The sequence below is a fragment of the Streptomyces sp. NPDC028289 genome (genome assembly GCF_055565975.1).
The window spans coordinates 848,698-861,932 of the sequence record NZ_JBVHTI010000005.1; the positions used below are offsets into that span (position 1 = coordinate 848,698).

Sequence of the window (13,235 nt, forward strand, 5' to 3'; positions counted from 1 at the left end):
CCTCGATATGTCGCCCATCAGGTCGGGTACTTTGCCCGTCACCTGGTGCGGCTGGCCCGTAATCGACGGGTCGACGTCGCGTGGGTGCTCAGTGTCCATGCTGGGTCCGTGGGGCCAAATGCGTTTTAAAGGTGATCCTCGCGGATGTCCTTCGGTCTCGCGGGCCGCTAACCCCTTTGTACTGCAAGCCCGGAGCAAGCGGAAGTCCTGCCTACAGTTCTTTACTTTTAGGTTCAAAGACGCACCAAAGGGGCGCCTACCGGCCGAACGGGTGAATGGGTGAATGGGGCCGGGGTGGCCGGTTCAGGCGACCGTGCTCCGGCGCCGGCTCGCGTACCAGACCAGGCCGGCGGTGGCGGCCGCCGCGCCTATGGCCGCCGCGGCGACCAGGGCCGGGCGCGGGGGTGCGGAGATCCGCTGCTTGAGCCGTACCGGCCGGTTGAAGTTCAGGATCGGCCACCCGCGGGCGAGGGCCTCGCGGCGCAGCGCGCGGTCCGGGTTCACGGCGTGCGGATGCCCGACGGCCCGGAGCATCGGCACGTCGGTCGCCGAGTCGCTGTAGGCGTAGCTGCGGTCGAGGTCGTACCCCTCGGAGGCGGCCAGCTCCCGGACGGCCTCGGCCTTGGTCGGCCCGTACGCGTAGTACTCCACCTCGCCCGTGTAGCAGCCGTCGTCGCCGACGACCATGCGGGTGGCCACCACCCGGTCGGCGCCGAGGAGCGCGCCGATCGGCTCGACCACCTCGGCGCCCGAGGTGGAGACGATGACGACGTCCCGGCCGGCCCTGTGGTGTTCCTCGATGAGGGAGGCGGCCTCGTCGTAGATGATCGGGTCGATCAGGTCGTGCAGGGTCTCGGCGACGATCTCCTTGACCTGCTGGACATTCCAGCCACGGACGAGACCGGACAGGTACGCGCGCGTGCGCTCCATCTGGTCGTGGTCCATACCGCCGACCAGGAACACGAACTGGGAGTACGCGTTGCGCAGCGCCGCCCTGCGGTTGATCAGACCGCCTTGGTAGAACGACTTGCTGAACGTGAGCGTGCTCGACTTCGCAATGACCGTCTTGTCCAGGTCGAAGAAGGCTGCTGTGCGGGGCAAGGAGTGGCTTTCCACGCCCCTGAGCATAGGCGCCCACCATTCGGCGTAAGGTGGGGCGCGTGGGTTTGCCTGAGAGGGCTCTCGGGTACACCATGGAAGTCACGGATCGTTCGCGACCGTGCTAACCCGGTCCGGCTCCTCCCCCCCCGAGTCGGCCGTGGAGACGACCCCCACTCTCCCCCCCGGTGGGGGTCGTCGCATGTCCGGACGGGTTTTTCCTCCTCTCTCGCGGGCCGTGAGGCCTTGGTCGGGCGGCTTCGCCCGTCTTCTCGCATGCCCATGATCCGTCACTGCGGGTAGTCGTAGCGCTGCGCTGTGGAAGTCGCACAGAGCCCAGAACGGGCCTCACCGGTAAGGGTGACGGCGATATTCACAACCATCGAGTTGTCCACAGTTTTGGACCAAGATCCACACGATTTCCGGGTTCGCTGCACCGTGATTCCAGCGCGCTCCGGCGGCGGCTAGTTCATGGCCGGTTCCGTTTGTCGGACGTCATGGGCCGGTTTCTGCCGGCCGTGCATATGGAGCCGCTTGCCGGTTCTTCACACGTTTGGGAATCGCGTGGCCGCAGGGGTCATGCGGGAGAACGCAGCCAAGGGGGAAGCTCACGTGGCCGGAACTGTCACCCAGGACCCGCCGTCCGCCGCCTCGGGACGGCCCGGACGTCCGATGATCGTCACCGAGGACGCCGAACTCCTCGACGACCTGTTGCGCCTGTGCGCGGCGGCCGGTGCCAAACCTGAGGTCCACCACGGTCCGCCGGAACGCGGCGGCGGCTGGGAGTCCGCCCCGCTCGTCCTGGTCGGCGACGACGCCGCACGACGGGTGCGCGGGGCCGCCCGCCGACGCGGGGTGGTGCTGGTGGGCCTCGACCAGGACGACCCCGACGTGTGGAAACGGGCCGTGGAGATCGGCGCGGACCACGTCCTGATGCTGCCCGACGGCGAGCAGTGGCTCGTGGACCGGATCGCCGACGTCGTCGAGGGCGTGGGCCGCCCGGCCCTCACCGTCGGCGTCATCGGCGGCCGGGGCGGGGCCGGCGCCTCCACGCTGGCCTGCGCCCTCGCCGTCACCTCCGCGCGGGAGGGACTGCGCACCCTGCTCGTGGACGCGGATCCGCTGGGCGGCGGAATCGACGTACTCCTCGGCGGTGAGACCGCCGAGGGTCTGCGCTGGCCCGCCTTCGCCGCCTCGCGCGGCCGGCTCGGCAGCGGCGCCCTGGAGGAGTCCCTGCCCGAGCTGCACTCGCTACGGATCCTCAGCTGGGACCGCGGCGACTGCGTGGCGATCCCGCCACCTGCCGTCCGCGCGGTGCTCGCCGCCGCCCGGCGGCGCGGCGGCACGGTCGTCGTCGACCTGCCGCGCCGCCTGGACGACGAGGTCGCCGAGGTCCTCACCCAGCTTGACCTCGCCGTCCTGGTGGTCCCCGCCGAACTCCGCGCCCTCGCCGCGGCCGGACGGGTGGCGGCCACCGTCGGCATGGTCGTGCGCGACCTCAGGGTGGCGGTACGGGGGCCGTACCCGCCGGGACTGGACGACCGCGAGGTGGCCCGGCTGCTCGGCCTGCCGCTGGCCGGCGAGGTGCCGGCCGAACCAGGCCTGTCCCGCCCCGACCGGAAACCGCCGGGGTCCGTCGCACGCGGACCGCTGGCCCGCTTCTGCAAGGGCTTCTGGGAGCGCACGCTCGTCGAGGCGGGCGGTGTCGAATGAGGCCCGGCACCACGGGCGCGGACGGCCCGGCCCTGCTCGACGGGGTACGGCGCTGGCTCGCCGAGAGCGGCGCCGAACCGACACCCGCGCGGGTGGCACAGGCCCTGCGCGCCCAGGGGCGGGTCCTGGGCGACGCGGAAGTCCTCGGCGCGGCCGAACGACTGCGCTCCGAACTGGTCGGCAGCGGCCCCCTGGAGCCGCTGCTCGCCGACCCCACCGTCACCGACGTCCTGGTGACCGCACCGGACCGGGTCTGGGTGGACCGCGGCGGCGGCCTGGAACTCACCCGGGTCGCCTTCCCGGACGCGGCGGCGGTACGGCGCCTCGCCCAGCGGCTGTCCGCGGTGGCCGGCCGGCGCCTGGACGACGCGCGTCCCTGGGCGGACGCCCGGCTGCCCGACGGCACCCGCCTGCACGCGGTCCTGCCTCCGGTGGCCGTCGGCTGCACCTGCCTGTCCCTGCGGGTGGTCCGTCCGCGGGCGTTCACCCTCGGCGAACTGGTCGCGGCCGGGACCGTGCCCCCGGGCGGCGACCGGATCCTGCGGGCCCTCATCGCGGCCCGGCTCTCCTTCCTGGTCAGCGGCGGCACGGGCACCGGAAAGACGACCCTCCTCAGTGCCCTGCTCGGTCTGGTCGGCCCGGGCGAGCGGATCGTGCTCGCCGAGGACTCGGCGGAGCTCAGGCCCGAACACCCGCACGTCGTACGGCTGGAGACCAGACCCGCCAACCAGGAGGGCGCCGGCCTCGTCACCCTGGAGGACCTGGTCCGGCAGGCCCTGCGGATGCGGCCCGACCGGCTCGTCGTCGGCGAGGTCCGCGGGCCCGAGGTGGTCCATTTGCTGGCCGCCCTCAACACCGGCCACGAGGGCGGCTGCGGCACCGTGCACGCCAACGCGGCCGCGGACGTACCCGCCCGCCTGGAGGCCCTCGGTACGGCCGCCGGGCTCGACCGGGCCGCCCTGCACAGCCAGCTCGCTGCCGCGCTGTCGGTGGTGTTGCACCTCGTACGGGACCGCGCGGGCCGGCGGCGGATCGCCGAGGTGCACGTCCTGGAGCGGGACTCCTCCGGGCTGGTGCGGACGGTGCCGGCGCTGCGCTGGGACGCGGCGGCGTTCGTGCGGGAGCAGGGGTGGGAGCGGCTGCGGGAGCTGCTGCGCGGTGACGCGGGTGAGCCGTGAGCTCTGGTCCGAAGTGACGACAGTGATCCATGACTTGAAAGGGGTGCGTGTGATGGGTGAGACGACGATCGGTGCGGCCGTGGTGTGCGGTGGGGTGATGGCCTGGCTGCTGGCCGAGCGGCAGCGTGAGGTACGGCGGACGCGGCAACTGCTGGCCTGCGGCGGGGTGGTGACCACCGGGCCACCCTCCTGGGAGCAGGCGCTCGGCGAACTACGGCGGCTGCGCGGCCGTTGGCGGGGGGAGTGGTGGGCCCTGGCCGCCGGCGTCGCGCTCGCCCTCCTTGCCGCCTCGGTCCTTCCGGTCGTCGCGGGAACGGCCGGGGTGCCGGTGCTGCGCCGGGTGCGGCTGGCCCGCCAGGCGCGGCGGACCCGGCAGGCGCGCGCCGATGCGGTGATCGCGTTGTGCGGGGCGCTCGCCGGTGAGGTCCGCGCGGGACGGCAGCCGGGTGAGGCGCTGCTGCGGGCCGCACGGGACTCCGGCGGGCTCGGTGAGGCCCGGCCGGCCGTGGTCGCGGCGGCACGCTTCGGCGGGGACGTGCCAGGTGCGCTGGCGCTGGCGGCGCGACAGCCCGGCGCCGACGGCCTGCTGGGGCTCGCGGCCTGCTGGCGGGTGGCGGTCGACCAGGGCGCCGGACTCGCGGCCGGCCTCGACCGCCTGGACGCCGCCCTGCGCGCCGAACGCGACCAACGCTCCGACCTGCGGGCCCAGTTGTCGGGCGCCCGGGCCACCGCGGTGATGCTCGCCGCGCTGCCCGCCCTCGGCCTCCTGCTCGGCTCGGCCATGGGCGCCGACCCGCTGCGGGTGCTGCTGCACACCGGGGCCGGCCTGGGCTGCCTGGCCGTCGGCGCGGTGTTCGAGGGAGCCGGGATGTGGTGGGCGGCCCGGATCGTGCGGGGAGCTGAGGCGGCGTGAGCGCGGAGGTTGTCCACAGGCTGGGGGCGACGGTCGTGGTGCTGGCGGCCGTGGGCTGGTCGGCATGGCGGCTGGAGCGGGCCAGGCGCAGGCGCTGGGCCCGACGGAAGGTGGCCGAACTGCTCGGGCTGGAGAGGCTGGAGCAAGCGGAGAGGCACTCCGCCGTCGGCGATGCCGTCCGCAGGTGGCTGCTGCTCGTCGGGGTGGTGTGCGGCGGCTGGGTGCTGGTCGGCGGGGTCGTCGGGGCGCTGCTGGGGCTGGGCGTCGCGGTGGGGCTGTGGCGGTGGCGGAGCCGGGCGGGCGACGGAGACCGGGCGGCCGAGGCGGAGGCGGCCGAGGCCACGCGCCAACTCCCGCTCGCCGCCGACCTCCTGGCGGCCTGCATCGCTGCCGGGGCCGGTCCGGTGGTCGCGGCCCAGGCCGTCGGAGAGGCCCTCGGCGGACCCGTCGGCGAGGGGCTGGCGCGGGGCGCGGCGGAGGTGCGGCTGGGCGGCGAACCGGCAGCCGCCTGGCGGCGGTTGGCCGGACTGCCGGGTGCCGCCGCCCTGGCCCGGCTGCTGGAACGCGCGGACGAGTCGGGGATGCCGGCGGCCGCGCCCGTCGCCCGCCTCGCCTCGGACGCCCGGGCCGAGTGGGCAAGGAGCACGACCGCGCGGGCACGACGGGCCGCGGTGCTGATCTCGGCGCCGGTGGGGCTGTGCTTCCTGCCCGCGTTCATCGCGGTCGGTGTACTGCCCGTCGTGATCGGACTCGCGAGCGGGGTCCTGAGAGGGGGTGGTGGATGAAAGGCGCGATAGCGGACCGCGGACAGGAACCGAACTCAAATCCAAGCGAATCAAAGGAAGTAGAAATGCGCGAGATGTACTGGAAGATGTGGAAGCTCGTACGCCGGGACGCCGGAATGGTCACCTCCGAGTACGCAATGGGGATCATCGCCGCCGTCGGGTTCGCAGCGGTCCTCTACGCGGTCGTGACGAGCGGGCAGGTCAGCGCGGAGCTCCAGGCCATCGTGAAACGAGCCCTCAGTGCGCGGATGTGAGCGCGGGCGCGGGGCGGACCGGGGGTTCGTGACCGCGGAGGCGGCCGTGGTGCTGCCGGTGCTGGTGGCGTTCACGATGGCGCTGGTGTGGGGGCTGCTCGTGGTGGCCACCCAGATCCGGTGCGTGGACGCCGCCCGCACCGGGGCCCGGGCCGCGGCGCGGCAGGACGCCGAGGACGCGGTGATCGCGGTGGCGAAGGAGACGGCGCCGGACGGGGCGGCGGTGACGGTGGGCCGCGAGGGCGACGAGGTACGGGTGACGGTGGTGGCGAGGCCGCCGGTGCTGGGCGCCTTGCCGTTCGAGGTACGGGAGTCGGCGGTCGCCTTGGCGGAGGGGCCGTGAGGGGGCAACGGTTGGTAATTCGGCCGTCGGTGCGCGGGGGCTGGTCGCGCAGTTCCCCGCGCCCCTTCGGGGCGCGCTTCGGCGGGGCGCGTGATCAGGGCTCCGCCACGGTCTGGAGTGTCGGTGCGATTGCCGTGTTGTGCGTGGTGTTCGGGGTTGTGCTCGGGCTGGGGCAGGCGGTGGTGGTCCGGCATCGTGCAGCCGGTGGTGCCGACTTGGCGGCGCTCGCGGCGGCGGACCATTGGGCCGAGGGACAGGCGGCGGCCTGCGCCCAGGCCGACCGGGTGGCGTGGGCACAGGCCACCCGGCTGACGCGGTGTGTGATCCTCGGGGACGTCGCCGATGTGTCGGCGGCGTCGGGTGCGGGGCCGCTCGCGGCGGAGGTCAGGGCCAGAGCAGGCCCGGCGGCCTGTCCGGCGAGCGACGCCTGCAACGCGCCCCGAAGGGGCGCTGGGCGCACCCCCGGCCGAAGGCTGGGGGAGGAACTGCGCGACCGGCCCCCACCGACGCACCCGCCTACCCCGGCGCCCCCCTCAACAGCACCGTGAGGAGTCGCACCGCCCCCCGCTTGTGCAACGGCTCGTTCCCGTTCCCGCACTTGGGCGACTGGATGCAGGACGGGCATCCGGCCTCGCACTCGCACGCGGCGATCGCCTCCCGGGTGGCCGTCAGCCAGGTGCGGGCGGTGTGGAAGGCGCGTTCCGCGAAGCCGGCGCCGCCGGGGTGGCCGTCGTAGACGAAGACGGTCGGCAGGAGCGTGTCGGGGTGCAGCGGGATCGACACGCCGCCGATGTCCCAGCGGTCGCAGGTCGCGAAGAGCGGGAGCAGGCCGATGGAGGCGTGTTCGGCGGCGTGCAGGGCGCCGCCGAGGATCTCAGGGTTGATCCGGGCCTCGTCGAGCTGGTCCTCGGTGACGGTCCACCACACCGCACGGGTGCGCAGGGTGCGAGGAGGGAGGTCGAGTTTCGTCTCGCCCAGCACTTCGCCGGTGATGAGCCGGCGGCGCAGGTAGGAGACCACCTGGTTGGTGACCTCGACGGAGCCGTAGCAGAGGCGGCCGTCGCCCCAGGGGATCTCGGTGTCGGTCTCCAGGACGGAGATGGCCGTGGTGTCGCGGGCGACCGTGGAGTACGGCGGCTCGGCCTGCTCGACCAGGGCCACCGAGTCCTCCAGGTCGAGGGAGCGTACGAGGTAGGTGCGGCCCTGGTGGAGGTGGACCGCGCCCTCGTGGACCGTGGAGTGCGCGGCGCTCGCGTCCACCGTGCCCAGCAGGCGTCCCGTGCCCGCCTCGACGACCTGCACCGGGCGGCCGCCCTCGCCGCGGATGTCGGTCAGCTCGGCGGCCCGCTCCCGGCGGGTCCAGTGCCAGGCCTTCGTCCGGCGGCGCAGCAGCTTCGCGGCCTCCAGCTGCGGCAGCAGCTCCTTGCAGGCGGGGCCGAAGAGGTCGAGGTCGTCGTCGGTGAGCGGGATCTCGGCCGCGGCGGCGCACAGGTGGGGCGCGAGGACGTACGGGTTGTCGGGGTCGAGGACGGTCGATTCCACCGGTTGGTCGAACAGGGCCTCGGGATGATGGACGAGGAAGGTGTCCAGCGGGTCGTCGCGGGCGACCAGGACCGCGAGGGCACCCTGTCCGGCGCGGCCCGCCCGGCCCGCCTGCTGCCACACAGAGGCCCTCGTACCGGGGTACCCGGCGATCAGTACGGCGTCCAGCCCGGAGACGTCCACGCCCAGCTCCAGGGCCGTTGTGGCGGCAAGTCCGAGGAGTTCCCCGGAGTGCAGCGCGCGCTCCAGGGCGCGCCGCTCCTCGGGGAGGTAGCCGCCCCGGTAGGCCGCGACACGCCGGGCGAGGGAACGGTCCACCTCGGCCAGCCGTTCCTGGGTGATGACGGAGATCAGCTCCGCGCCGCGTCTGGAGCGCACGAAGGCGACCGAGCGCACGCCCTGCACGGCGAGGTCGGTCAGCAGGTCGGCGGTCTCGGCGGTGGCCGTACGGCGGACGGGGGCGCCCTTCTCGCCGTGCAGCTCGGTCAGCGGCGGCTCCCAGAGGGCGAAGACCAGCTCGCCGCGCGGGGAGGCGTCGTCGGCGATCTCCACGACCGGCAGGCCGGTGAGGCGGCCGGCGGCCACGGCCGGCTCGGCGGCCGTCGCGGAGGCGAGCAGGAAGACCGGGGAGGCGCCGTAGCGAGCGCACAGGCGGCGCAGCCGGCGCAGCACCTGGGCGACGTGCGAGCCGAAGACGCCCCGGTAGGTGTGGCACTCGTCGACCACGACGTACTTCAGCGACTTCAGGAAGGAGGACCAGCGGGCGTGCCCGGGCAGGATCCCGCGATGCAGCATGTCGGGGTTGGTGAGCACGTAGTTGGCGTACTGGCGGATCCACTCCCGTTCCTCGTACGGGGTGTCGCCGTCGTACACCGCGGGGCGCACCGAGTTTCCCAGCGGTTGTGAAAGTTCCTTCACGGCACGGCACTGGTCGGCCGCGAGCGCCTTGGTGGGCGCCAGGTAGAGGGCGGTGGCGCCGCGGCCGTTGGCGGCCTCGGAGCCCTCCAGGAGGGTGGACAGGACCGGTACGAGGTAGGCCAGGGACTTGCCGGAGGCGGTGCCGGTGGCCACCACCACCGAGTCGCCGTCCAGGGCGTGCTCGGCGGCCAGCGCCTGGTGCTCCCAGGGATGCTCGATGCCGCACTCCTGCACGGCCGCGACGACCTCCGAACGAATCCGGTCAGGCCAGACGGCATGCCGACCCGCACGCGGGGGCAAGTGCTCCGTATGAGTGATGCGCGAAGCCCGGCTCGGCCCGGAGGCGAGCCGGTCCAGGACCGTGCCCGGAGAGAATCCGGACCCGGCCGGAACCGGCGGTCGATCGGATCGGTGATTTATGGCCATCGGGACCGAGTGTGTCACTGGCATGGCGGACAATGGGGCCAAGGCGTCGTGCACGCCTGCCGTAAGTGATTGAATGCCATCGCGGCTGGCGAACCGTCCCGGGGGCCGCAAGCCGAGGTGTCCCGAGGGGCGACCGCTCGATAGCAAGGTGCTGGAGGATCCGTGGACCTGTCCCTGTCGACTCGTACAGTCGGCGATCGTACGGTCGTCGAGGTCGGTGGCGAAATCGACGTATATACCGCGCCCAAGCTGCGCGAGCAGCTGGTCGAGCTGGTGAACGACGGGAATTTCCACCTCGTCGTCGACATGGAGGGCGTGGACTTCCTCGACTCCACCGGGCTCGGCGTGCTGGTCGGCGGCCTGAAGCGGGTGCGTGCCCATGAGGGCTCGCTGCGCCTGGTCTGCAACCAGGAGCGCATTCTGAAGATCTTCCGTATCACCGGCCTCACCAAGGTGTTCCCGATCCACACCTCGGTCGAGGAAGCGGTGGCGGCCACCGACTGACCCCGGGCCGGCCGACGTACCCCGGACCGCCGATCGGTCCGTGCCGTCCGGCCGGCCCTCGGCACGGACCCGTACGCGTCATGCGCCGTACGGACGTCCGTGCCAACCCCCGCCCGTTCGGGCCCGCGTGCCCGTTCCGGCAGCCGTGTACGGGCCGCAGTGCCCGCGGCGGACGCAATTCATCGGGGGGTTCCGGGTTCTTCGGCGGCCCGGCCCCTCACCGCACGCCCGTAGTTCCGAGGGGGACGTATGGCCACCGTTGAACTCCGCTTCAGCGCGCTGCCCGAGCACGTCCGCACCGCCCGACTGGTGGCGGCGGCGGTGGCGCGCAGGGCCGGAGTGGACGAGGCCGTCCTGGACGAGGTCCGGCTGGCTGTCGGCGAGGCCTGTTCCCGTGCCGTGGGCCTGCACCAGGCAGCCGGCATCACCGAGCCGGTGCGGGTGGCGCTGGTCGAGGAGGAGAAACAGTTCTCCATCGAGGTCGGCGACGAGGCACCCCGTTCCGTTCCCGGCGACCGGGCGTCCGGTGGCGCGGCGGACGCGGACGTGGAGACCGAGGAGGACGAGATGGGCCTCGCGGTCATCAGCGGCCTCGTGGACGACGTGGAGGTCACGGCAGGGGAGCACGGCGGGCTGATCCGCATGACCTGGCCGACGACCCCGCCCGGAGTCGCGCTCACCTGAGAGCCACCCACGCGCTCATCCTGTACGTGTGCCGAAGGGCCCCCTGAGTGGGGCCCTTCGGCATGTCCGCACGTCCGCCGCCCGTATCGCCCACGGCCGGTCGTACAGTGATCTATTGCTATGGGTTTAGTGAATTCATTCACGATCAATCAGGCCGTAATTCGATCAAGTAAACGCCGTCGTCAACGCTTTTAGGGCGTTACCGCTTTCGGGTTCCCCGGCGTGACCTCGATCATTTGCTGAAGAGCACGAGAAGGCTAATTCCGTTTACCGTCCCCTGTTTAGATCACTCGCGGGTACCTAGAATCCGTCCACATCTTGAGCTCAGCCCAAGCGTCAAGGAGGACGAATGGCGGGGCTTTCTACCCCTCATCAGTTGGGCCACCACCCCACAACCCTGGCAGCCGCAGTCCTGACCGACGACAACCGGGTCCTGGTGGCGGTCATCGCCGCCGTGGCGCTGGCCGCGCTCGTGGTCGCCTGGATCCTGGTGCGCCAGGTACTCGCGGCGGGCGAGGGCACCGACAGCATGAAGAAGATCGCGGCGGCGGTCCAGGAAGGCGCCAACGCCTATCTGGGCCGGCAGTTGCGCACCCTGGGCGTATTCGCCGTCGTGGTGTTCTTCCTGCTCCTGCTGCTGCCCGCGGACGACTGGAATCAGCGCGCCGGCCGATCGATCTTCTTCCTGATCGGCGCGGCCTTCTCGGCGACCACCGGTTATATCGGCATGTGGCTCGCCGTACGCAGCAATGTGCGGGTCGCCGCGGCGGCCCGGGAGGCCACCCCGGCGGAAGGCGAACCGGAAAAGGATCTCACCGCCGTCTCGCACAAAGCCATGAAGATCGCTTTCCGCACGGGCGGCGTCGTCGGCATGTTCACGGTGGGGCTCGGCCTGCTCGGCGCCTCCTGTGTGGTGCTGGTGTACGCGGCCGACGCGCCGAAGGTGCTCGAAGGATTCGGCCTCGGTGCCGCCCTGATCGCCATGTTCATGCGTGTCGGCGGCGGCATCTTCACCAAGGCCGCCGACGTCGGCGCCGACCTGGTCGGCAAGGTCGAGCAGGGCATTCCGGAGGACGACCCGCGCAATGCCGCGACCATCGCCGACAACGTGGGCGACAACGTCGGCGACTGCGCGGGCATGGCGGCCGACCTCTTCGAGTCGTACGCCGTGACCCTGGTCGCCGCGCTGATCCTCGGCAAGGCGGCCTTCGGCGACTCCGGACTGGCCTTCCCGCTCCTGGTACCGGCCATCGGCGTGCTCACCGCGATGATCGGCATCTTCGCGGTCGCCCCGCGCCGCAGCGACCGCAGCGGCATGAGCGCCATCAACCGCGGGTTCTTCATCTCCGCGGTGATCTCGCTCGTGCTCGTCGCGATCGCGGTCTTCGTCTACCTGCCGGGGAAGTACTCCGATCTGAACGGCATCACCGATGCGGCCATCCGGGCCAAGGACGGCGACCCGCGGATCCTCGCGCTCGTCGCGGTGGCGATCGGCATCCTGCTCGCGGCCGTCATCCAGCAGCTGACCGGCTATTTCACCGAGACCAACCGGCGTCCCGTCATGGACATCGGCAAGACCTCGCTGACCGGTCCGGCCACCGTGGTCCTCGCCGGTATCTCGGTCGGTCTCGAATCGGCCGTCTACACCGCCCTGCTGATCGGCCTCGGCGTCTACGGCGCGTTCCTGCTCGGCGGCACGTCGATCATGCTCGCGCTGTTCGCGGTGGCGCTGGCCGGCACCGGCCTGCTCACCACCGTCGGCGTCATCGTCGCCATGGACACCTTCGGGCCGGTCTCCGACAACGCCCAGGGCATCGCCGAGATGTCCGGTGACGTCCAGGGGGCGGGCGCGCAGGTGCTCACCAACCTGGACGCCGTCGGCAACACCACCAAGGCCATCACCAAGGGCATCGCGATCGCCACCGCCGTCCTCGCGGCGTCGGCGCTCTTCGGGTCGTACCGGGACGCGATCACCACGAACGTGCAGGACGTGGGCGTCAAACTGAGCGGTGCGGGCTCGCCGTTGACCCTGTCCATGGACATCTCGCAGCCCAACAACCTCGTCGGCCTCATCGCCGGCGCGGCGGTCGTCTTCCTCTTCTCCGGACTCGCCATCAACGCCGTGTCGCGGTCGGCGGGTTCGGTGGTCTTCGAGGTGCGGCGGCAGTTCCGCGAGCACCCCGGGATCATGGACTACACGGAGCAGCCCGAGTACGGCAAGGTCGTCGACATCTGCACCAAGGACGCCCTGCGCGAGCTGGCCACGCCGGGACTGCTCGCCGTGATGGCGCCCATCTTCATCGGGTTCACGCTCGGTGTCGGCGCGCTCGGTTCCTACCTCGCGGGCGCGATCGGCGCGGGCACCCTGATGGCCGTCTTCCTGGCCAACTCCGGTGGTGCCTGGGACAACGCCAAGAAGCTCGTCGAGGACGGCCACCACGGCGGCAAGGGCAGCGAGGCCCACGCCGCCACGGTCATCGGCGACACGGTCGGCGACCCCTTCAAGGACACCGCGGGCCCCGCGATCAACCCGCTGCTCAAGGTCATGAACCTGGTCTCCCTGCTCATCGCCCCCGCGGTGATCAAGTTCTCCTACGGGCATGACAAGAGCATCGGCATCCGGATCCTGATCGCGGTCTTCGCGCTGATCGTGATCGTCGGCGCGGTGTACGTCTCCAAGCGGCGCGGAATCGCCGTCGGCGACGACGAGGACAGCGCCGAACGGGTGGCCAAGCCTGCCGATCCCGCGGTGGTCTCGTAGGCGGTCTTACGACGCCCACCGGGGCGCTCGCGAGAGGTCCCGGACAACGAGCGGGTGGATGGCGCGTGTTGACGCGCCGTCCGCCCGTTTCGTGTTCTCGGGCCCGGGCACGACTC

General features: G+C 72.2%; 12 protein-coding genes. 10 read left to right on the forward strand and 2 right to left on the reverse strand.

Annotated elements, in window-relative coordinates:
- Window positions 1-303: 303 nt before the first annotated feature.
- Complete coding sequence (locus tag ACZ4UV_RS28665; RefSeq protein WP_451020207.1) at window positions 304-1,128, reverse strand: HAD family hydrolase; 825 nt, start codon at window positions 1,126-1,128, stop codon at window positions 304-306.
- A gap of 582 nt (window positions 1,129-1,710) precedes the next feature.
- On the opposite strand from ACZ4UV_RS28665, the gene ssd reads away from it, so the two are divergent.
- The 7 genes from ssd (at window position 1,711) to ACZ4UV_RS28700 (ending at window position 6,832) form a co-directional block, all read left to right on the forward strand.
- Complete coding sequence (gene ssd, locus ACZ4UV_RS28670) at window positions 1,711-2,811, forward strand: septum site-determining protein Ssd (RefSeq protein ID WP_451020206.1); 1,101 nt, start codon at window positions 1,711-1,713, stop codon at window positions 2,809-2,811.
- The gene (locus ACZ4UV_RS28675; RefSeq protein ID WP_451020205.1) at window positions 2,808-3,989 is read left to right on the forward strand and encodes a TadA family conjugal transfer-associated ATPase; all 1,182 of its coding nucleotides are present in this window, start codon (window positions 2,808-2,810) and stop codon (window positions 3,987-3,989) included. The genes ssd and ACZ4UV_RS28675 overlap by 4 nt, the downstream gene beginning before the upstream one ends.
- A 52-nt stretch (window positions 3,990-4,041) precedes the next feature.
- Window positions 4,042-4,902 (forward strand): type II secretion system F family protein, encoded by an 861-nt coding sequence (locus ACZ4UV_RS28680; protein WP_390047691.1) that lies wholly within the window; start codon window positions 4,042-4,044, stop codon window positions 4,900-4,902.
- Window positions 4,899-5,687, forward strand: a complete 789-nt coding sequence (locus ACZ4UV_RS28685) for a type II secretion system F family protein (RefSeq protein ID WP_467841689.1) — start codon at window positions 4,899-4,901, stop codon at window positions 5,685-5,687. The genes ACZ4UV_RS28680 and ACZ4UV_RS28685 overlap by 4 nt, the downstream gene beginning before the upstream one ends.
- A 65-nt stretch (window positions 5,688-5,752) precedes the next feature.
- Window positions 5,753-5,941, forward strand: coding sequence for a DUF4244 domain-containing protein (locus ACZ4UV_RS28690; protein WP_093500124.1), 189 nt, complete (start codon window positions 5,753-5,755; stop codon window positions 5,939-5,941).
- A 28-nt stretch (window positions 5,942-5,969) separates the two neighbouring features.
- Window positions 5,970-6,284, forward strand: a complete 315-nt coding sequence (locus tag ACZ4UV_RS28695) for a TadE family type IV pilus minor pilin (RefSeq protein ID WP_451020203.1) — start codon at window positions 5,970-5,972, stop codon at window positions 6,282-6,284.
- Between the two features lie 146 nt (window positions 6,285-6,430).
- Window positions 6,431-6,832 carry an Rv3654c family TadE-like protein gene (locus ACZ4UV_RS28700; protein ID WP_467841809.1) on the forward strand — a complete coding sequence of 134 codons (402 nt, stop codon included), beginning with the start codon at window positions 6,431-6,433 and terminating at the stop codon, window positions 6,830-6,832.
- Here ACZ4UV_RS28700 and ACZ4UV_RS28705 read toward each other — a convergent pair.
- Window positions 6,801-9,170, reverse strand: coding sequence for a DEAD/DEAH box helicase (locus ACZ4UV_RS28705; protein ID WP_467841694.1), 2,370 nt, complete (start codon window positions 9,168-9,170; stop codon window positions 6,801-6,803). The two genes, ACZ4UV_RS28700 and ACZ4UV_RS28705, sit on opposite strands and share 32 nt — an antisense overlap.
- A 162-nt stretch (window positions 9,171-9,332) precedes the next feature.
- Here ACZ4UV_RS28705 and bldG point away from each other — a divergent pair, with 162 nt between their 5' ends.
- From bldG to ACZ4UV_RS28720, 3 genes are all read left to right on the forward strand, one after another.
- Window positions 9,333-9,674, forward strand: coding sequence for an anti-sigma factor antagonist BldG (gene bldG, locus ACZ4UV_RS28710; RefSeq protein ID WP_010986038.1), 342 nt, complete (start codon window positions 9,333-9,335; stop codon window positions 9,672-9,674).
- 249 nt (window positions 9,675-9,923) lie between these two features.
- Complete coding sequence (locus tag ACZ4UV_RS28715; protein WP_390047681.1) at window positions 9,924-10,358, forward strand: ATP-binding protein; 435 nt, start codon at window positions 9,924-9,926, stop codon at window positions 10,356-10,358.
- Between the two features lie 349 nt (window positions 10,359-10,707).
- A complete protein-coding gene (locus ACZ4UV_RS28720; protein ID WP_390047679.1) occupies window positions 10,708-13,119 on the forward strand; it encodes a sodium-translocating pyrophosphatase in 2,412 nt (803 codons plus the stop codon).
- Window positions 13,120-13,235 lie beyond the last annotated feature (116 nt).

Excerpts from the sequence above, each read along its gene's own strand:
- ACZ4UV_RS28665 (WP_451020207.1), bottom strand. The coding sequence starts at position 1,128 with ATGCTCAGGGGCGTGGAAAGCCACTCCTTGCCCCGCACAGCAGCCTTC.
- ACZ4UV_RS28675 (WP_451020205.1), top strand. The coding sequence starts at position 2,808 with ATGAGGCCCGGCACCACGGGCGCGGACGGCCCGGCCCTGCTCGACGGG.
- ACZ4UV_RS28680 (WP_390047691.1), top strand. The coding sequence starts at position 4,042 with ATGGGTGAGACGACGATCGGTGCGGCCGTGGTGTGCGGTGGGGTGATG.
- ACZ4UV_RS28690 (WP_093500124.1), top strand. The coding sequence starts at position 5,753 with ATGCGCGAGATGTACTGGAAGATGTGGAAGCTCGTACGCCGGGACGCC.
- ACZ4UV_RS28705 (WP_467841694.1), bottom strand. The coding sequence starts at position 9,170 with ATGGCCATAAATCACCGATCCGATCGACCGCCGGTTCCGGCCGGGTCC.
- ACZ4UV_RS28715 (WP_390047681.1), top strand. The coding sequence starts at position 9,924 with ATGGCCACCGTTGAACTCCGCTTCAGCGCGCTGCCCGAGCACGTCCGC.
- ACZ4UV_RS28720 (WP_390047679.1), top strand. The coding sequence starts at position 10,708 with ATGGCGGGGCTTTCTACCCCTCATCAGTTGGGCCACCACCCCACAACC.